The organism is Streptomyces sp. RLA131, from assembly GCF_056270125.1.
The window spans coordinates 1,675,945-1,694,448 of the sequence record NZ_JBWDOQ010000002.1 but is presented as its reverse complement, the minus strand read 5'-3'; the positions used below and the strand labels follow the sequence as shown (position 1 = coordinate 1,694,448).

General features: G+C 73.5%; 15 protein-coding genes, 1 tRNA gene and 1 pseudogene. 10 read left to right on the top strand and 7 right to left on the bottom strand.

The features are described 5' to 3' along the window. The first annotated feature begins 2 nt into the window (after window positions 1–2). Window positions 3–2,876: an FtsX-like permease family protein gene (locus RWE79_RS08675; protein ID WP_475939436.1), complete on the top strand. Its 2,874-nt coding sequence runs from the start codon at window positions 3–5 to the stop codon at window positions 2,874–2,876. Further along, window positions 2,873–3,862 carry an ATP-binding cassette domain-containing protein gene (locus RWE79_RS08670; RefSeq protein ID WP_475939435.1) on the top strand — a complete coding sequence of 330 codons (990 nt, stop codon included), beginning with the start codon at window positions 2,873–2,875 and terminating at the stop codon, window positions 3,860–3,862. The genes RWE79_RS08675 and RWE79_RS08670 overlap by 4 nt, the downstream gene beginning before the upstream one ends. Window positions 3,863–3,875: 13 nt before the next feature. Here RWE79_RS08670 and RWE79_RS08665 read toward each other — a convergent pair. Further along, window positions 3,876–5,559, bottom strand: a pseudogene (locus tag RWE79_RS08665) (TIM barrel protein); the annotation flags it as partial. 199 nt (window positions 5,560–5,758) lie between these two features. On the opposite strand from RWE79_RS08665, the gene RWE79_RS08660 reads away from it, so the two are divergent. Next, complete coding sequence (locus tag RWE79_RS08660) at window positions 5,759–6,562, top strand: IclR family transcriptional regulator (RefSeq protein ID WP_475939434.1); 804 nt, start codon at window positions 5,759–5,761, stop codon at window positions 6,560–6,562. A 152-nt stretch (window positions 6,563–6,714) separates the two neighbouring features. Here RWE79_RS08660 and RWE79_RS08655 read toward each other — a convergent pair. Further along, window positions 6,715–6,799 (bottom strand) — tRNA-Leu (locus RWE79_RS08655). Between the two features lie 155 nt (window positions 6,800–6,954). Between RWE79_RS08655 and RWE79_RS08650 the strand changes: the two genes are divergently transcribed. The 3 genes from RWE79_RS08650 (at window position 6,955) to RWE79_RS08640 (ending at window position 9,873) form a co-directional block, all read left to right on the top strand. Further along, entirely contained in the window at window positions 6,955–8,283 is a 1,329-nt protein-coding gene (locus RWE79_RS08650) for a M20/M25/M40 family metallo-hydrolase (RefSeq protein ID WP_475939433.1), read from the top strand. Between the two features lie 182 nt (window positions 8,284–8,465). After that, entirely contained in the window at window positions 8,466–8,699 is a 234-nt protein-coding gene (locus tag RWE79_RS08645) for a chaplin (protein ID WP_475939432.1), read from the top strand. Window positions 8,700–8,850: 151 nt separating this feature from the next. Next, on the top strand, window positions 8,851–9,873 hold the full coding sequence (locus tag RWE79_RS08640; RefSeq protein ID WP_475939431.1) for a chaplin: 1,023 nt from the start codon (window positions 8,851–8,853) through the stop codon (window positions 9,871–9,873). Between the two features lie 90 nt (window positions 9,874–9,963). Here the strand turns inward: RWE79_RS08640 and RWE79_RS08635 are convergent, their stop codons facing one another. Then, window positions 9,964–10,152: a DUF5703 family protein gene (locus RWE79_RS08635; RefSeq protein ID WP_475939430.1), complete on the bottom strand. Its 189-nt coding sequence runs from the start codon at window positions 10,150–10,152 to the stop codon at window positions 9,964–9,966. Between the two features lie 47 nt (window positions 10,153–10,199). Here RWE79_RS08635 and RWE79_RS08630 point away from each other — a divergent pair, with 47 nt between their 5' ends. Then, the gene (locus tag RWE79_RS08630) at window positions 10,200–10,811 is read left to right on the top strand and encodes a hypothetical protein (RefSeq protein WP_475939429.1); all 612 of its coding nucleotides are present in this window, start codon (window positions 10,200–10,202) and stop codon (window positions 10,809–10,811) included. A 24-nt stretch (window positions 10,812–10,835) separates the two neighbouring features. On the opposite strand, the gene RWE79_RS08625 is transcribed toward RWE79_RS08630, so the two are convergent. After that, a complete protein-coding gene (locus RWE79_RS08625; RefSeq protein ID WP_475939428.1) occupies window positions 10,836–12,794 on the bottom strand; it encodes a helix-hairpin-helix domain-containing protein in 1,959 nt (652 codons plus the stop codon). Then, complete coding sequence (locus RWE79_RS08620; RefSeq protein WP_475939427.1) at window positions 12,791–13,771, bottom strand: aldo/keto reductase; 981 nt, start codon at window positions 13,769–13,771, stop codon at window positions 12,791–12,793. Before RWE79_RS08620 ends, RWE79_RS08625 begins: the two co-directional genes overlap by 4 nt. Before the next feature lie 137 nt (window positions 13,772–13,908). Here RWE79_RS08620 and RWE79_RS08615 point away from each other — a divergent pair, with 137 nt between their 5' ends. Next, window positions 13,909–14,958 (top strand): LLM class F420-dependent oxidoreductase, encoded by a 1,050-nt coding sequence (locus RWE79_RS08615; RefSeq protein WP_475939426.1) that lies wholly within the window; start codon window positions 13,909–13,911, stop codon window positions 14,956–14,958. Window positions 14,959–15,027: 69 nt separating this feature from the next. On the opposite strand, the gene RWE79_RS08610 is transcribed toward RWE79_RS08615, so the two are convergent. Then, complete coding sequence (locus tag RWE79_RS08610) at window positions 15,028–15,636, bottom strand: hypothetical protein (RefSeq protein WP_475939425.1); 609 nt, start codon at window positions 15,634–15,636, stop codon at window positions 15,028–15,030. A gap of 292 nt (window positions 15,637–15,928) precedes the next feature. Between RWE79_RS08610 and RWE79_RS08605 the strand changes: the two genes are divergently transcribed. Then, window positions 15,929–16,744 carry a ferritin-like domain-containing protein gene (locus tag RWE79_RS08605; RefSeq protein ID WP_475939424.1) on the top strand — a complete coding sequence of 272 codons (816 nt, stop codon included), beginning with the start codon at window positions 15,929–15,931 and terminating at the stop codon, window positions 16,742–16,744. On the opposite strand, the gene RWE79_RS08600 is transcribed toward RWE79_RS08605, so the two are convergent. Further along, entirely contained in the window at window positions 16,722–17,726 is a 1,005-nt protein-coding gene (locus tag RWE79_RS08600; RefSeq protein ID WP_475939423.1) for a magnesium and cobalt transport protein CorA, read from the bottom strand. The two genes, RWE79_RS08605 and RWE79_RS08600, sit on opposite strands and share 23 nt — an antisense overlap. 64 nt (window positions 17,727–17,790) lie before the next feature. Here RWE79_RS08600 and RWE79_RS08595 point away from each other — a divergent pair, with 64 nt between their 5' ends. Beyond that, window positions 17,791–18,492 (top strand): histidine phosphatase family protein, encoded by a 702-nt coding sequence (locus RWE79_RS08595; RefSeq protein ID WP_475939422.1) that lies wholly within the window; start codon window positions 17,791–17,793, stop codon window positions 18,490–18,492. Window positions 18,493–18,504 lie beyond the last annotated feature (12 nt).

Below are 18,504 nucleotides of genomic sequence, written 5' to 3'. Positions count from 1 at the left end.
CGATGACCCGATCACGTTCCGGAGCCGGAGCCGGAGCCGGAGCCGGATTTGGAGCCGGAGCAGGCCCCGGACGCGGCCCCGGGCCCGGACGCGGCCCGGGGCCCGGCCGCGCCGAGGCGCCCTGGATACGTACCCGGCTGCGGGCCGCCCCCGGCGGCGCGCTCGCGCTCGCCGTGCTGGTGCTGGTCACCGCCTTCCTGGCCGCCGGGCTGCCACGTGCCGTCGACGGCTACGAGAACGCGGCCCTGCGCGACGCGCTGGACAGCGCCCCGCCGGCCGACCGCGGCGTCAGCATGGAGACCACGCTGTCGTGGACGTCGTGGATGCCGGGGCCGGGCGGCGCACAGGGGCTGGTGAAGCCCGGCGCGATGTCCGCGACCGAGAAGGAGTTCCGGCGGCTCGCCGGGTCGGCGCTGGGCCGGCCGGAGAAGGTGAACGCGGTATACGGGGTACGGAACGCGCAGGGCGTCACGGCCGGTGACCCGGGACTGCCCCGGCCCACCCCGCGGCTCGACCCGCAGACCACCCTGGTCGCGCAGCCCGGTCTGGCCGCGCACACCCGGCTGGTCAGCGGACGCCTGCCCGGCGCCCGTACGACCACCGGCGGCGCCACCACCGCCGGCACCGTCGAGGCGGCACTCACCACCGCGACCGCCCGGCGGCTCGGCCTGCGCGCGGGCTCCGCCGTCCACCTCACCGACGCCACCGGCGCGCCGCTGACCGTACGCATCACCGGCATCGTGCGGCCCCGCGCCCCCGGCACGCCCTACTGGAACGCCGAGGAGGACCTGCGGGCGCCGACCCTGGTCACCGTGCCGCCCTCGATGCCCGGCGGCGAGCCCACGTACTACTGGCACTTCACCGCCCTGATCGACGACGACGCCACCGCCCTCCTGCTCACCCTCCACGGCGGCGCCCGGCTCTACTGGCACCACGAGGCCGACACCGCGGCCCTGACCGCCCGCCAGGTCCCCGCCCTGCGCGCCGAACTGAGCGCACTGACCGACGGCCCGGCGGCGACCCGGCTCCAGGCCCGCGCGGCGCAGCCCGGGGTGGCCGTCGAGGAGGGCGGTCTGAGCGTCCTGCTCGCCTCCTTCGCCCGCGAACGGGCCGCCGCGCAGCCGCTGGTGCTGGTCGCCGCCGTCGGTGTCGGCGCGGTCGCCGCCTGCGTGCTGCTCATGACCGGCGCCCTGGCCGCCGCCCGCCGCCGCCCCGAACTGACCCTGCTGCGGGCCCGCGGCGCCGCCCTGACCGGCATCGGCGCCCGGCTGCTCGGCGAGAGCGCCGCGGTCGCCGTGCCCGCCGCCACGGCCGGGGCCGTACTCGCGCTGTTCCTGCTGCCCACCGAGCGGTACGCGACCGCGCTGCTGCTCGCCGCCCTCGTCGCGGCCGTCGCCTCACTGGCGCTGCCGGTACGGGCCGTGGCCGCCCACCGCAGGCCCCGCCCCGTCGCGCGCGAGGACGTCGCCACCGCCCGGCCCTCGCGCCGCCGTACGGTCGCCGAACTGACCCTGGCCGTGGTCGTCACCGGCGCGGTCCTGGCACTGCGCAGGCGGGGCACCGCGGACGGCGGCGCCGACCTGCTGACCGCCGCCGCCCCGGTACTGGTCGCGGCGGCGGTGGCCCTGGTGCTGCTGCGGCTGTACCCGCTGCCGCTGCGCCTGCTGGCCCGCCCCGCCGCCCGGCTCCCCGGCGCCGTCGCCCACCTGGGCCTGGCCCGGGCCGGCCGGGCCCCCGCCGGCGCCGCACTGCCGCTGCTGGCGGTGCTGACGGCGCTGACGGTCACGTCGTTCGGCGGTTCCGTGCTGGCCGGGGTGGCGGCGGGCCGCGACCGGGCGGCGCTGACCGCTGTCGGCGCCGACGCCCGGGTCGGTGCGGCCGGTTCGGCCGGTGCGCCGAGCACCCTGCCGGACGGGCTGGCGGCACGCGTCAAGCGGGTCGACGGCGTACGGGACGTGGTGGCCGTGCACACCGAGGCACTGACCACCGAGGCCCGGGGGACCCCGTACGAGCTGCTCGTCGTGGAACCGGCCGCGTACGCCCGGCTCACCGCCCGCACCGCCCCCGGCACCCCCTTCCCCACGGTCGCGCTGACCCGCGGGGCCGGCCACGGCGCCGTCCCGGCGGTCGTGTCACCGCGCCTGGCCAAGGAGTTCGGTGACTCCACCGCCGCCGCCGACGCCTCCTCGGGCGCGACCCGGATCCGGGTCGCCGCGGTCCTGGACAGCACCCCGGCGGCCCCCGACGGCGACTTCGTCGTCGTCCCGGCGTACGCCATGGCCCAGGCCCGGCCCACCGCGCTGTACGTCACGGGGCCGCACCTGGACGCCGGCGCGCTGCGCGCCGCGGTGAAGCGGGCTCCGCACCCCGTCCCGGTCGCCCTGCGGTCCGAGGTGTACGCCCGGTACGGTGCCACGCCCCTGCAGACCGGCGCCCGGCAGGTCTATCTCACGGCGGTCGCGGCGGGCGCCGGCTACAGCGCCCTGGCCCTGCTGCTCTCGCTGCTGCGGAGCGCCCCGCAACGCGGCGCGCTGCTCTCCCGGTTGCGCACCATGGGCATGAGCCGCCGCCAGTGCCAGGGCCTGGCACTCCTCGAAATGCTGCCGCAGACCCTGCTCGGGGCGGCCGGCGGAATCCTGGTCGGCCTGGCCGTGATCCCCCTGCTGCGCCCCGGCGTCGACCTCACCGCACTCGCCTTCGCCGCCCGCACCCCGGCCGCCGGGACCGCCGGCACGGTCCTGCGGACCGACCCGGCCGCGCTGCTGCTGCCGTCGGCAGGCCTGCTGTTGCTGGCCGGCGTCATCCTGGCGGCGCAGGCCTGGCTGACCGGACGCGGCGGCGAGGGCGCCGAACTCAGAATGGGGGAACGGGCATGACGGACCCGGCACAGCACACCACGACGGCGACGGCGACCGCGATCACGCTGGCGGAGCTGGAGCGCCGCGCCACCGAGCGGCGCGAAGGCCCCGGCCACGGTCAGGACACGCTGATCGCCTGCGACCGGCTGGTACGGATCTTCACCGCCGACGGCGTCGAGGTGCAGGCCCTCCAGGGCCTCGATCTGCTGGTCGCCAGGGGTGAACTCATGGCACTGGTGGGCGCGTCCGGCAGCGGCAAGTCCACCCTGCTCGGCATCCTCGCCGGGCTCGACGTGCCGACCGCCGGGGCCGCCTCCGTCGCCGGATTCGACCTGCTGGCCATGGACGCCGCGGCCCGGCTGCGCTACCGCCGCGAGGTGGTCGGCTTCGTGTGGCAGCAGACGGCCCGCAATCTGCTGCCCTATCTGACGGCCACGCAGAACGTCGTCCTGCCCATGCGGCTGAGCGGCGGCCCGCGCGGCCGGCGCGGGCGCGCGGCCCGCGCCGACGACCTGCTCGGGATGCTCGGGGTCGCCCACTGCGCGGACCGGCGCCCGCACCAGATGTCCGGCGGCGAACAGCAGCGCACCGCCATCGCCGTGGCCCTGGCCAACTCCCCGTCCGTCGTCCTGGCCGACGAACCCACCGGCGAACTGGACTCCGCCACCGCCGATCAGGTCTTCGACGCCTTCCGCAAGGCCAACGAGGAACTCGGCACCACGGTTGTGGTGGTCACCCACGACCTCACCGTCGCCTCCGCCGTCCGCCGCACCGTCGCCCTGCGCGACGGCCGCATCGCCTCCGAGGTGCTGCGCCGCACCACGGTCGACGAATCCGGCCTGGAATCCGTCACCGCCCGCGAGTACGCCACCGTCGACCGCGCCGGCCGCCTCCAGCTGCCCCGCGACTTCACCGACGCCCTCGCCATCAGGGACCGCGTCATGCTGGAACTGGAGCCGGACCACATAGCCGTCCGCCCCGACCGCCACCACGCGGACGACTGAGCGGCGCGTGAGTTCAGCCCCGCTGCGCGGCGAGGCGGACGGGGGCGTTGGCGGCGCCGTAGCCCCGGTAGCCGCCGGTGCGCCGGACGACCTCGAAGAAGACCCGGCCCACGGTCGCGGTGTAGAAGTGCCGGAACTCGCCGCCCTGTTCGTCGCGGTCGTAGAGGATGCCCAGCTCGCGGTACGTCTCCAGCTCGCCGGCGGCGAACTCGTACCGGGCGTCCAGGTCGTCGTGGTAGTTGGCCGGGATGTCCAGCGGCGCGCCGCCGGCGGCCCGGACCGCGCGCGCCGCGGCGGTGATGTCGTCGGTGGCGAAGGCGATGTGCTGGGCCCGGGCGTCCTCCTGCGCGGGCGTGGGCGCGAGGTTGAGGACGAGCCGCAGCCCGCCCTCGCCGCCTGACAGGGCACGGCTGCGGAACAGCCCGTACGGATCGGCCAGTTCGACGCTCTCGTGCGGCTGGAGCCCGAGCACACCGCGGTGGAAGAGGACCGCCTCGTCGAACTGGTGCCACGGCTGGGTGAGCGCCACATGGTCGACCCGCGACAGCGTCCCCGTGGTGGCGGTGGCGGTGGCGGTGGCGCCGGCCCCGAAGTCGCGGGTCCAGTCGGGGTGCCCCGGGCGGCGGGTGGCGCACAGGAAGAGCCCGGTGCCGTCCGGCGCGGCGATCGCGTCCAGCGACACGTCCTGCTCGGCCCGCCGCCGGGGCAGCACCGGGGCGAGCAGCGACTCGGCGCGCTTGACGGCGGCCCCGGGGTCGGGGGACTCCAGGCCGACTCACCGCCGGCGCGGTGCCCTCGCGGCGGGTGGCGGTGCCGCTGTTGAGCAGGATCCGGTCGCCCTGCTCCCACAGCTCCACCGGTTTCCCGGAGTGCCTGCCGGTCCGTACGAACCCCAGCGCCGCCAGCAGCGCGGCGACGGGCCCGGTGTCGGGGGTGGCCGGCTCGGCGAAGGCGAACCCGGTGGGCACCACGGGGGCCGGCAGGGCGGAGATCCCCGCGCTCTCCTCCAGCGCTATCAGGGAACGCAGCGCGTCGACGGCGGTGCTTCCCGCCTCGGCCTGCCGGAAGACGTCGTTGAAGACCTCCAGGGACAGCGGTCCCCGGTAACCCGCGGCCACCGCGTGCCGCACCAGGGCCGCGACATCGAGGCCGCCCTGCCCGGGGAAGCAGCGGTGGTGCCGGCTCCACCGGAGCACGTCCATCGCCATCAGCGGCGCGTCCGCGAGCTGCAGGAAGAAGATCCTCTCGCCCGGGATCCGGTCGATACCGGCCAGGTCCGAGCCCCGGGACAGGATGTGGAAGCTGTCCAGGCACACCCCCAGCGCCGGATGGTCCGCCCGCTCGACGATCCGCCACGCGTGGTCGTAGGTACTGATGTGCCGCCCCCGGGCGAGTGCCTCGTACGCGATGCGGATGCCGTGTTCGTGGGCGCGCCCGGCGAGCAGCCGCAGCTGCGCGGCGGCGAGATCGTCGTCGTCCACGGCCTCGGGGGAGACGCTGGAGCACACCAGCAGCAGATCGGCCCCGAGCCGCCGCATCACGTCGAACTTCAGCTCGGCCCGGCGCTTAGCGCGGGCGAACAGCTCGGCGGGCAGGGCCTCGACGTAGCGCATCGGCTGGTACAGGTCGATGGTCAGCCCGAGGTCGGCCGCCCGGGCACGGACCTCCTGCGGACCGAGCCGACTGGCGAGCAGGTCGCGACGGCGTGGTCTGCCCGGTCTGCTTGATCTATGGTCCGTTGTGTGGACCAGATGACCCGCTGTACGGAGAGAATACGGCGGGTCAGTCGCGCAGACCAGGGAAACCCGTTCCACCCAGCGGACCAGAGCGGACGCGCGGGGATAAGGTGCGTTCAGGACGCCCCGGAACGGACCGGGCCACGGAGAGGCAGCGGCATTGGACGACAAGGGCGGCCGAGAGCCGGGCCGCGAGGCCGACGGCGCCGGCGGAGTGCGGAGCGTACGGCGGGCCCTGGACATCCTGGCGCTGCTGACGGAGGACCGGCCGGTGCTCACCCTGCGGCAGATCACCGAGGCCACCGGGCTGCCCAAGACCACCGTGCTGCGCCTGGTCCAGACCCTGGAGGAGAGCGGACTGCTGTGGTCCGCCCCCGGCGGCTACACCGCGGGCCCCGGCCTGTGGCGCTGGGCCTATCTGGCCCGCAGCCAGTGGGAGGTCCCGCGCGAGACCCGCGCGGTCATGCGGGATCTGGCCGACCGGCTCGGTGAGACCGTCAACCTCTTCGTCGCCCGCGACATCCGGCGGGTGTGCGTGGCCCACGAGGAGAGCCCGCACCCGCTGCGCCATGTCGTCGACGTCGGCGACGAGCAGCCGCTGTGGGCCGGCGCCTCCTCCAAGGTCCTGCTGCGCGACGCGGGCGACGCGCTGCTGCGCCGGGTCGCCGGCGCCTCACCCCAGGGCGAGCCCTACGCCGCCCGGCTGCGCGCGACGGCCGAGGAGACCGCCCGGCGCGGCTACGCCGTCAGCAGCAGCGAGTGGGACGAGGGCCTGACCGCCGTCGCCGTCCCGGTCACCGGCCGCTCCGGCGCCGTCATCGCCTCGCTCTCCCTCAGCGGACCCAGCCAGCGCTTCCCGTACGAGGCCGTCGAACGCTTCGCCGCTGAACTCACCGGGGCCGCCCGGCTCATCGCCGACCAGGGCTTCAGCCATCCGCTGGGCCATGCCGGCCCCGGCCGCTGACCACCGCGGGGTCGCCGTCACGCAGCGGGTCACCCGGCACGCCGCCGGGTGCCGGGCACGAAAAAACCCGCGCCTGGCCGGAGGCCGGGAGCGGGCGACGGGCGTTGAACAACGCCGCGTGAAAAGACCGTAGAACATAACAGAATGCAAAGTGTCCGAGGGGGGACTTGAACCCCCACGCCCGATAAAGGGCACTAGCACCTCAAGCTAGCGCGTCTGCCATTCCGCCACCCGGACCAGGTGTGTCGCCGCCGGCCTCTCGGCCGTCGCGACGTAGGAAACGATAGCAAACATTCGGGGGTGCCCGATCACCGGTGATCGAGCTCCCGGGCGGCGCCGGGGTGGACAGGCGCGGGAGGATGGCGGTGGAACCCGAATGAGGAGGAGACAGCGTGAGCGAGACGAACGCGGCCGCCCGTACGACCACCGGCCAGGACGAGGTGGTCGACCTGTGCCGGGACCTGATCAGGATCGACACCAGCAACTACGGCGACCACTCGGGGCCGGGTGAGCGCGCGGCGGCCGAGTACGTGGCGGAGAAGCTCGCGGAGGTCGGCCTGGAGCCCCGGATCTTCGAGTCGCACAAGGGCCGCGCCTCCACGGTGGCGCGGATCGCCGGGGAGGACCCCTCGCGCCCGGCGCTGCTGATCCACGGCCACACCGACGTCGTACCGGCCAACGCCGAGGACTGGACGCACCACCCGTTCTCCGGCGAGGTGGCCGACGGCTGCGTGTGGGGCCGCGGCGCGGTCGACATGAAGGACATGGACGCGATGACGCTGGCCGTCGTACGGGACCGGCTGCGCAGCGGCCGCAGGCCCCCGCGCGACATCGTGCTGGCGTTCCTCGCCGACGAGGAGGCCGGCGGCGTCTTCGGCGCGCGGCACCTGGTGGACAAGCACCCGGAGCTGTTCGAGGGCGTCACCGAGGCCATCGGCGAGGTCGGCGGCTTCTCCTTCACGGTCAACGAGAACCTGCGGCTGTATCTGATCGAGACGGCCCAGAAGGGCATGCACTGGATGCGGCTGACCGTGGAGGGCACGGCCGGCCACGGGTCGATGACCAACAACGACAACGCGATCACCGAGCTGTGCGAGGCGGTGGGCCGGCTGGGGCGGCACAAGTTCCCGGTACGGATCACCAAGACCGTGCGGTCGTTCCTGGACGAGCTGGCCGACGCGCTGGGCACCGAGCTCGACCCGGAGGACATGGACGCGACGCTGGCCAAGCTGGGCGGCATCGCCAAGATCATCGGCGCGACGCTGCGGAACACGGCGGCCCCGACGATGCTTGGCGCCGGGTACAAGGTCAATGTGATCCCGGGCCAGGCCACCGCGCATGTCGACGGGCGTTTCCTGCCGGGTTACGAGGAGGAGTTCCTCGCCGACCTCGACCGGGTCCTGGGCCCCCGGGTCAAGCGGGAGGACGTGCACTCCGACATCGCGCTGGAGACCGGCTTCGACGGGTCGCTGGTGGACGCCATGCAGGCGGCGCTCAAGGCCGAGGACCCGATCGCCCGCGCCGTTCCGTACATGCTCTCCGGCGGCACGGACGCGAAGTCCTTCGACGACCTGGGGATCCGCTGCTTCGGCTTCGCGCCGCTCCAGCTGCCGCCGGAGCTGGACTTCGCCGGGATGTTCCACGGCGTGGACGAGCGGGTTCCGGTGGACGGCCTGAAGTTCGGCGTCCGGGTGCTGGACCGTTTCCTCGACGACTGCTGACCGCCTCCCGCCCGCCACATGCGGTGGAAACGACAGGTCGACATTTGCCCAATAGTTACGCCTCCCTGCCTGTTTAGCCGAAAAGGGTGAATGAATCCGGCCGGTAGTAGCCCGCCTCCTCTGTCGTCGTTGAGTCCTGTGCGGTCCGCGGTCTGGGGCCGTTTTGCCAACGAGGAGGAAAAATGATCAAGAAGGTCGTCGCCGCTGCCGCTGTCACCGGTGGTCTTGTGGCTGCAGGTGCGGGCGTGGCCGTCGCCGACGCCAACGCTCAGGGGGCCGCTATCGGTTCCCCGGGTGTGCTGTCGGGCAACGTCATTCAGGTTCCGGTGCACATCCCGGTCAACCTGTGCGGCAACACCATCAACGTCGTCGGGCTGCTCAACCCCGCGATCGGCAACACCTGCATCAACAAGTGACGTTGCGTCGGACCGGTTGACGGTCCGACCCCGCTCGGCCCTGGAGCGCCATCCCGGTGTTCCGGGGCCGAGACGGCTACTGGTGGGAACCGGACAGCGGTCCAGGACCCATCTGTCTGTTCCAAAGTTCCTTACCAAGGCAGGGAGAATCATGCGACAGGTCGCGAAGAAGGGCCTGCTCACCGTGGTCGCCACGAGCGGTGTGCTTGCGGTTACCGGCGGGCTGGCCTACGCCGACTCGAACGCGCAGGGCGTGGCCGCCGGCTCACCGGGTGTGCTGTCCGGGAACACCATCCAGGTGCCCGTCCACGTCCCGGTGAACGCGTGCGGCAACACGATCAACATCGTCGGAGCGCTCAACCCGGCGGCCGGCAACACCTGCGTGAACGGCGGTGGCGACCACCACGTCCGGGGTCACCGCAACGGCTTCGGCCACCGGTCGGAGCGCGGCAACGACCGCGGCTGGGAGCGCGGCAACGACCGCGGCTCCGGCCACCGGTCCGAGCGCGGCGGCTGGGACCACGACGGCGACCACGGCTCGCGCGGCGACCGTGACCGTTCGGACCACGGCCGTTTCGGCCACGACGGTTCGGGCCACGACGGCTTCGGTCACCGCGGCGGCGGCGCCAACGCGCAGGCCATCGCGGCGGGCTCACCGGGCGTCGGCTCGGGCAACGTCATCCAGGTGCCCGTTGACGTTCCGGTCAACGCCTGCGGCAACTCGGTGAACGTCGTCGGTCTGGGCAACGGGGCGATCGGCAACACGTGCGTCAACGGCTTCGGCCACGAGCACGGCCACGGCCACGGCCACGGCCACGGCCATGAGCACGGCCACGAGCACGGCCACGGCCATGAGCACGGCCACGAGCACGGCCACGGCCACGGGCACGGCCAAGAGCACGGCCACGGCCACGAGCACGGCCACGGCCACGGCCATGAACACGGTCACCACGGTCACCACGGCCACCACCCCGGCCACGGTCCGAAGTCCCCGGAGCGCCCGGTCAGGCCCGGACACCCGGGCAAGCCGGTCGTCAATGTGCCGTCGAGGCCGAGCGGTCCGCAGCTGGCCCACACCGGCTCGGAGAACCTGGGTCTGACGCTGTTCAGCAGCGCCGGCCTGCTGCTGGGCGGCGCGGTGCTCTTCCGCCGGTCCCGCAAGGCCCGGGTCTGATCCCGGTACTCATGCCACGGGCGCGTTGAGCGCGTTTCGAGCAGCATGGAGCGGGGCCCCGTGAATCACGGGGCGCCGCTCCATGTCGTCTCACCACGTAGCCCGTACCTGGCGGATGATCCGGCGGCGCAGCCGCACCCTGCGGCTTCCGTCGGGGTAGAGGCGGACCCGGTCCAACTCCCAGTGGCCGTACTCCGCCTGGTCGGTCAACAGCCGTTGTGCCTCCTTGCGGGTCACACCCCGCGGCACGTACATCTCTCTGAATTCGTATTCGGGCATCGCATCTATTGTGCGGGGAACACCCTGGTACGGATAGCGTCTGCTGCATGTCTGATGCCGCGCAGCCCACCGTTGACGAGGTACGTGCCGCCGCCGAGGCGGTCAAGTCCGCGCTGGACCGTCACCTCGAAGCGATCGAGAGCCGCAGCGGGGAGGACGACCCCGCGGTCTATGCCGCGTTCGACGCCCTCGCCACGGCGGCCGAAGCCTACGACGAGCTGCTCTACGACGCCTTTGACGAGGTCACACCCTTCGAGGTGCCCTCCGGCGACAACCTTCCCGAGTACGCGGGGCCGGAGAACCCGGCCGCGATCAGCGTCCTGATCCGGCGCGACTACACCGTGACCGAGCCACAGCGGCTGTTCGCGCAGGCCGAACGGGTCGCCGGCGCCGACGACGACCCGGCCGGCGACAGCGTCAACGCCGCCGTCGGCGTGCTCTTCGGGGAGTACGAACCCGATGAGATCGCGCAGCGGCACAAGGAGTTCGGCCTCGACGAGGGCGACTCCACGCTGTGGGTCACCGCCGCCGAGCCGGCCGAGGCGGGGGAGTGGCTGACCGCCCCCTTCGACCAGGCCGATCCCCAGCTCGTCATCTGCCGCTTCGACGTCAGCGCGGTCTTCGACGACGAACTGGACGCCCTCGACCCGGACCGGTAGACCGCAGCCGTCCCGCCGTTTCCGCTACTCCGAGGTCGCCGACGTGCCCGCCTGCTCGCGCAGAACCGCCCGCAGGCGGGTCGTCCGTTCCTTGGCGGGCAGCTCGGAGACCGCCCTGGCCAGCGCCTGGTCCACGCCCTGGACCACCGACAGATGGCGTTCCGCCCGGCTGAACGCCGTATAGACCCAGGACCGGGTCAGCGCCCCCACCGCGTCCCCGGGCAGCACCACGACCGCCGCCGGCCAGCGCATTCCGGCCGCCTGGTGCGCGGTCACCGCCCAGCCGTGCCGTACGGCGCCGGCCGTCACCGCGTCCGGCGGTACGACGACGCGGGCACCGCCGCAGTCCAGGTGGAGCCCGTCCGGGCCGGCCGTCACCACGGTGCCCGCGACCGCGTGGCCGGGGGCCGGCACATGGAGCACCCGGTCGCCGGGGTCGAAGCCGCCGAAGCGGCCGGGGCCGGGGTTGAGACGTTCCTTCAGGGCCGCGTTGAGCACCCGGGTGCCGGCCGCGCCGCCGTGTCCCGGGGTGATCACCTGGGTCTGGCCGGCGGGGATGCCGATGGCGCGCGGCACCGAGTCGGCGACCAGCTGCACGGTGCGGTGCACGGCCTCGCCGGCGTCCCGCACCGGCACCGTCACGACCTCCTTGCCCGGTGCCTCGACCTGCTCCAGCTCGCCGATGCCGATGCCCGACACCAGTTCGCCGATCGGCCCCGGGTCCGGGGTGCGGGACGCCACCTGGGGGCAGCTCCTGGCGGCCAGCAGATCCGCGAAGGCCCGCCCGGGCCCGGCCGACCACAGCACGCCCGGATCCCCGCTCAGCACCAGCCGTGCCCCGTCCGGCACCGCCTCCACCAGCGTCGCCGCCGTCTCCACGTCCAGCTGCGGCGCGTCCAGCACCGCCAGTACGTCCAGCGCCAGCGTGCCGTCCTCGTCCCGCCCGGGGCCGCCGGCGCCGGTGAGCAGGGCGCCGACGGTCAGTGAGTCCGAGCCGTCGGCCGCGGGGGCGTGGGTGGCCGCGTAGGCCCGCAGCCCGAGCGACCGGGCGGCCGCCACCAGGGCCAGCGGCTCGGCGCGGGCCGCCTCGCCACCGGTGTGCGCCACCAGCCCGCTCGCGGCGGCGGCCCGGATCAGCGCCGCGGCCGAGGGCGAGGGCGCAGCCGTGGCCGCGGCCTCCCAGCCGGGTCCGTCCTCGTCCGGACCGACGGGCTCGAAGGTGTTCAGCAACCGCCCCAGCCCGTCGGCCAGGCTCTCCTCGGCGAGCGCGTACCGGTCCAGGCCGAACAGCAGCCGCACCTCCGACGTCTCGTCCACCTCGCCCTCGGTGTCGTGGAAGACCAGGACGCCGCCGTCGGCGACCGCCACCCGCAGCGCCTCCTCGGGATCGGACACCGACTGCTTGCCCAACGCGGCCTGCAGTACGGAGGCTTCGAGCGCGGTGTGGCCCTGCTCGGCGGCCCGTTCCAGCAGCCAGCCGACCAGCGCCCGGACCCGCCGCTCGTCGTCGGGGCCGCCGGCGCCGCCGAGCAGCGCCCCGGCGAAGCCGTCCGCCTGCTCCACCCGGACGCCGGCCACGGCCAGCACCTGCCAGGGGTCCTCGCGCAGCACCGCACCGGCCCGCTCGCCCAGCGCGGCGACCGCCGCCTCGGCCAGGGTCTGCGGGGCGCCGCCCGCCGCCAGCACGGCCCGAGCGTCGGCGACGGCGTCCTCGGACGCGGGGATCACCGGGCGGGCCGCCGGCGCGGCCCCGGAAGCGGGCCGGGAATCAGCTGCGGGACCCGCCCCGGGACCCGCCTGCGGATTCACCCCGGGATCCTGCCCGGGGGCCGGTGCGGGAGCCGGTGCGGGAGCCGTCGGCCGGGCCGCGGGCGCCGGCCGCGCGGCGGGCTGCTCGCCGCGTTCGATGGCCCGTACCGCGGCGGCCAGGTCCCGCAGCTCGGGCGAGAGTCCGGTGCCCTGGCCCTGGTTCTCGGTCGTCACAGCGTGCTCCAGTCGTGGTCCGGGTAGCGGTGCAGCGGCGCCGACACATCGTCCAGCGCCTCACAGATCTCATCCGGAAGACTAAGGGCCTCCACTGACAGAGCCGCCGTGAGCTGCTGCGCGTTGCGCGCGCCGACGATCGGCGCGGCGACTCCCGGCCGGTCCCGGATCCAGGCCAGGGCCACCTGGAGCGGGGTGGCGCCCAGCCCGTCCGCGGCTGTCGCCAGGGCGTCCACGATGCGGCCGGCCGGCTCGTCCAGATACGGGGCCACGAAGGGCACCATGTCCTCCGAGCCGCCGCGTGAGTCCTGCGGGATGCCGGAGCGGTACTTGCCGGTGAGTACGCCCCGGCCCAGTGGTGAGGACGGCAGCAGCCCGACGCCCAGGTCCAGCGCGGCCGGCAGCACCTCGCGCTCGACGCCGCGCTGGAGCAGCGAGTACTCCATCTGCGTACTGGCCAGCGGGGTGCGCCCCGGGACCGCCCGCTGCCAGGTCGCGGCCTTGGCGAGCTGCCAGCCGCAGTAGTTGGAGACCCCGACGTAGCGGGCGCGGCCGGAGCTGACGGCGAGGTCGAGGGCCTGGAGTGTCTCGTCCAGCGGCGTCAGCGGGTCGAAGGCGTGCACCTGCCACAGGTCGACATGGTCGGTGCCGAGCCGTTGCAGCGAGGCGTCCAGCGCCGCCAGCAGATGACCGCGCGAGCCGTCGAAGCGGCGGTCGGGGTCGGGAACGCTGCCGGCCTTGGTGGCGATCACCAGGTCGGAGCGCGGCACCAGCTCCTCCATGAGGCGGCCGAGGAGGTATTCGGCGCCGCCGTCGGAGTAGACGTCCGCGGTGTCGACGAGCGTCCCGCCGGCCGCCCAGAAGGTCTTCAGCACATCCGCGGCGTCGCGCTCTCCGGTGTCCCGCCCCCAGGTGAGGGTGCCGAGTCCGAGCCGGGAAACGCGCAGGCCGGTGCGGCCGAGATGCCGTTGCTCCATGACCGGTGAGAGTACTTGCCGGAGGCGGTCGGCGGGGTGCAGTGACGAAGCTGACAAGGCACGGGGAGCCGCCGGACGGCGCCCGGGGCGATAAGGTCCGGGGGACAACGACGTTACTGATCGGTAAGGGGAGCGGTATGCGGCTCGGGATCAACCTCGGTTACTGGGGCGCCGGGATGGACTCGGACAATCTCGCCGTCGCGCAGGAGGCGGACCGGCTCGGTTACGCGGTCTGCTGGGCCGCCGAGGCCTACGGCTCCGACGCGCCGACGGTGCTCTCCTGGGTCGCGGCCCAGACCGAGCGGATCGACATCGGCTCCGCGATCTTCCAGATCCCGGCCCGTACGCCCGCGATGACCGCGATGACCGCCGCCACCCTGGACTCGCTGTCCGGCGGCCGGTTCCGCCTCGGCCTCGGCGTGTCCGGCCCGCAGGTCTCCGAGGGCTGGTACGGCGTCAAGTTCGACAAGCCGCTGGCCCGGACCCGCGAGTACGTCGAGATCGTCCGCAAGGCCATGACGCGCGAGCGCCTGTCGTACGAGGGCGAGCACTGGACCCTGCCGCTGCCCGGCGGTCCCGGCAAGCCGCTCAAGCTCACCGTGCACCCCGAGCGCGAGCACATCCCGCTCTACATCGCCGCGATCGGCCCCAAGAACCTGGAGCAGACCGGCGAGATCGCCGACGGCGCGCTGCTGATCTTCCCCTCCGCCGAGCACCTGGAGGAGACGGCCCTCGCCCCGATCCGGGCGGGCCGCGAGAAGGTCGGCCTGACGCTGGAGGGCTTCGACGTCTGCCCGACCGTCCCGATCGCCCTGGGCGACGACGTGGACGCGCTGGCCGACCTCTTCCGTCCCTACACGGCGCTGTACGTCGGCGGCATGGGCAGCCGGCAGCAGAACTTCTACAACAAGCTCGCCCGCCGCATGGGCTACGAGAAGGAGGCCACCGAGATCCAGGACAAGTACCTGGCCGGTGACAAGGACGGCGCGGCGGCGGCGGTGCCGCGCGACCTGATCGACTCCACCACCCTGCTGGGCCCCGTCGAGCGCATCGCCGACCGTATGCGGGCCTACGCCGAGGCGGGGGTGACGACGCTGAGCCTCAGCCCGGCCGGTTTCACCCTCGACGAGCGGATGGCCGCGCTGCGCGCCGGCACGCGAGCGCTGGAGCTCGCGGGTCTGGCCTGAGCGACCGGAGAGCCTGAGCGTGTGCCGGGCGGCGAGAGCCGCCCGGCACACGGCTGCCGGGCCGCGGGCCTAGCCCGGCACCAGCCGGCCCAGGAGCCGGCCGAAGGCGATGAGCCGTTCTATCTGGCCGGCGCCGCCGTCGTCGAGGGACTTGCTGAACCGGAACGCCTCGGGGCGGAAGCGGGCGGCGGCGACGGTGCCGTCGGCGTCACCGCTCTGGACGGCGCTCAGTTCGTGCGGCATGGCGGTGGCCAGCACCACGAAGACCCCCCGGTCGACCCGCCGGCCCTCGTCGTCCCGGCCGACCAGGGTCCGCATGCCGACATGCCCGATGCCGTCCAGCGGAAGCACCTGGACCGAGGAGTCGAGCACGGTGCCGCCGGGGGCGCTGTCGTCGGCGAGTTCCTCGCTGTGCCACAGGATGAGGCGCCGACCGTCGCACACGGCAGCCTCCTGCCAGACCGAGGTGCCCGCCTCGGTGAGATCCACGACGCGCTCCAGGGTGAAGCCGCGGATCCGGCGCCGCCCGAGCACCCCGGAGATCGCGTCCAGCGCGACGTCGGCATGCAGGAAATAGGCGTGTGCGGCGTCGTCGAGGCGCCCGTACGGCGACCAGTCCGAGCCCGCCGGGCCGATTCGGCTGGCCGTAGGACGGCTCCTCGTGGCCTTGCTGAACATGTCCACCTGCTTCGCGATCCCGAACCCCTGGAGGGGGTCGCACCCCCCGACCCCGTTGTTGCACCTTACCCAGGAGGTACGACAAGTCACGTCGGGTTGCGAATCGCTGTGTTTTCTGCGGCCGTGGTGGGGGCTCGGGGGTCTTCCCCGCCACGGCCGTCACCAAACACAACGCACCTGAACGCCAGGAGTTACGGCCCACCCGGGGTGATTGCTGTTGCCCGCCTCCGGGGACAAGGCTTGACTTTTCCTCTGTATGTCGGTTTTTCCGGGCGGTAAGCGGAGGTAAGTGATGCTGTCGGCCAAGAGCCTTTTCCAGGAGATCCTCGACAACGACGACTCGTTCCGGCTCTTCTGCTCGATCGCCGCCAGCGGTGAGTCGCAGGGCGGCTGGGAGAACGGCCGGATCGCCGCCCTCGTTCCCGCCGACCGGCGCGACCTGGTCCCCAAGGTCGCCCGGCACGGCGCCGACGAGGACAAGCACGGCCGGATCTTCGACGCCCTGCTGCACCGGCGCGGCCTCCGGCCCGTCCCCGTACCGCCCGGGACCGACTACACGATGCTGCTGGAGCGGGCCGGTATCGGCCTCGCCCACGACCAGCTGCGCCGCGAGGAGCCGCTCAGCGAGCACGACATCCTCGTGTACCTCTCCCACAGCCGGGTCACCGAACAGCGGGCGGCCGAGCAGATGCGGCTGCTCACCCGGTACTTCGGCGACCACCCGGACATCGGCAGGGCGGTACGGATGATCTCGCACGACGAGGACAACCACCTCGCCTACTGCCACGAGGAACTGCTGCGGCTGGCCCGCGGCGGCCACGGCCGCACCATCCAGCGCGTGCTGCGCGTCTGCGCGCTCACCGAGATCCGCGTCTACCGCGACGTCAGCCTCGCCGTCATGGACGGCATGGGCCGCATCCTGCGCTGGCCCAGGCCGAAGGCGCTGGCCCTGCGGGCCGGTATCCACGCGGTGTACGGCTACGAGCGGCTGATCGGCTGGCGGCGCATGGTCACCCTGTCCATGCCCGCCCGCCGCGACGCCCTGGGCGGCCCGGCGCCCACCGCGGAGGCGGCGATCCAGGCCCTCAGAGCCAGCCCCGGCGCTTGAACTGGCGGTAGAGGGCGACGACCAGCCCGGCGGTGACGGTCAGGACCGCCGGGTAGCCCCAGATGTAGTGGAGTTCGGGCATGTGGTCGAAGTTCATGCCGTAGATGCCCGCGATCATGGTGGGGACGGCGGCCATCGCCGCCCAGGCCGAGATCTTGCGCATGTCGTCGTTCTGGCGGACGCTCACCTGCGTCAGATGGGCCTGGAGGATGTCCGACATCAGCCGGTCCAGGCCCTCCACCTGCTCGTTCACCCGGGTGAGATGGTCGGCGACATCGCGGAAGAAGGGCTGCGTCCTGGGCTCGGTGAAAGGTACGGAGCCGGCCGCGAGGCGGTCCATCGGCAGGGCCAGCGGCCCGGTCGCCCGCCTGAACTCCAGGACCTGGCGCTTGAAGTTGTAGATCCGGCTCGCGATGCTCGCCATGCTGTGCCCGGACGAGGAGGGCGTCGACGCGTCGGGCTGGAAGACCTCGGTCTCCAGTTCCTCCAGGTCGGTCTGCAGCTCGCTGCCGACCTCGGTGTAGTGGTCGACGACCGAGTCGCAGATCGCGTACATCACCGCCGAGGGGCCGTGCCGCAGCACCTCCGGGTCGGCCTCCATGCGGTGGCGGACGTCGGCCGGCGCGATGCCGTGGCCGTGCCGGACCGTCACCACGAAGGAGTCGCCGATGAAGACCATCAGCTCGCCCGCCGCGACGGTGTCCTGCGCGTCGTCGTAGTCCACCGGCTTCAGGACCAGGAAGAGCGAGTCCTTGTAGACCTCCAGTTTGGGCCGCTGGTGGGCCTTGAGCGCGTCCTCGACCGCCAGCGGGTGCAGCCCGAACTCGGCGGTGACCAGCTCGAACTCCTCCTCGGAGGGCTCGTACAGGCCGATCCACACAAAGGCGTCGCCCAGGGCACGCGCCTTGTCGAGGGCGTCGGACAGGTCTTTGGGGCCGTCGCTGCGGCGTCCGTCCTGATAGATGGCACAGTCCACGATCACCCTGGTTATCCTTCCGCGATCGCCGCGATCCATGCCGGACCGGCACCCCACGTAGGGTGTGGGCATGCCCACCGTGATCCTTGTCCGCCATGGCCGGTCCACCGCCAACAGCGACGGCGTGCTGGCCGGCTGGAGCCCCGGCGTAGCCCTGGACGACATCGGCCGCGACCAGGCGGTCGCGCTGGCCGCCCGGCTCGCCGTGGTGCCGCTGGCCACCGTCGTCACCAGCCCGTTGCAGCGCTGCCGCGAGACCGTGCAGCCGCTGCTGGACACCCGGCCGGGACTGGAGGCGCACAACGACGACCGGATCGGCGAGTGCCGTTACGGCGACTGGACCGGCCGCAAGCTCGCCGAGCTCGCCGGGGAACCGCTGTGGGCGACCGTCCAGCGCTATCCGTCGGCCGCCGTCTTCCCGGGTGAGGGCGGCGAGTCGGTGCGGGCCATGCAGGCCCGGGCCGTCGACGCGGTACGGGAGTGGAACGACCGGATCGAGGCGGAGCACGGCCCGGACGCGGTCTGGGCGCTCTGCTCGCACGGAGACATCATCAAGTCCATCGCCGCCGACGCCCTGGGCATGCACCTGGACCTGTTCCAGCGGCTCGCCGTCGACCCCTGCTCGGTCACCGCGATCAGCTACGGCCCGCAACGCCCCTTCCTGCTGCGGCTCGGTGACACCGGCGACCTCAGTGCCCTGGCCCCGCGTGAGAAGCCCGAAGCGGGGGCCCCGGGGGACGCGGTGGTGGGCGGCGGCACCGGCAACTCGTGATCAGCTTCCGCA

Excerpts from the sequence above, each read along its gene's own strand:
- RWE79_RS08675 (WP_475939436.1), top strand. The coding sequence starts at position 3 with ATGACCCGATCACGTTCCGGAGCCGGAGCCGGAGCCGGAGCCGGATTT.
- RWE79_RS08670 (WP_475939435.1), top strand. The coding sequence starts at position 2,873 with ATGACGGACCCGGCACAGCACACCACGACGGCGACGGCGACCGCGATC.
- RWE79_RS08645 (WP_475939432.1), top strand. The coding sequence starts at position 8,466 with ATGATCAAGAAGGTCGTCGCCGCTGCCGCTGTCACCGGTGGTCTTGTG.
- RWE79_RS08640 (WP_475939431.1), top strand. The coding sequence starts at position 8,851 with ATGCGACAGGTCGCGAAGAAGGGCCTGCTCACCGTGGTCGCCACGAGC.
- RWE79_RS08635 (WP_475939430.1), bottom strand. The coding sequence starts at position 10,152 with ATGCCCGAATACGAATTCAGAGAGATGTACGTGCCGCGGGGTGTGACC.
- RWE79_RS08630 (WP_475939429.1), top strand. The coding sequence starts at position 10,200 with ATGTCTGATGCCGCGCAGCCCACCGTTGACGAGGTACGTGCCGCCGCC.
- RWE79_RS08620 (WP_475939427.1), bottom strand. The coding sequence starts at position 13,771 with ATGGAGCAACGGCATCTCGGCCGCACCGGCCTGCGCGTTTCCCGGCTC.
- RWE79_RS08615 (WP_475939426.1), top strand. The coding sequence starts at position 13,909 with ATGCGGCTCGGGATCAACCTCGGTTACTGGGGCGCCGGGATGGACTCG.
- RWE79_RS08610 (WP_475939425.1), bottom strand. The coding sequence starts at position 15,636 with ATGTTCAGCAAGGCCACGAGGAGCCGTCCTACGGCCAGCCGAATCGGC.
- RWE79_RS08605 (WP_475939424.1), top strand. The coding sequence starts at position 15,929 with ATGCTGTCGGCCAAGAGCCTTTTCCAGGAGATCCTCGACAACGACGAC.
- RWE79_RS08595 (WP_475939422.1), top strand. The coding sequence starts at position 17,791 with ATGCCCACCGTGATCCTTGTCCGCCATGGCCGGTCCACCGCCAACAGC.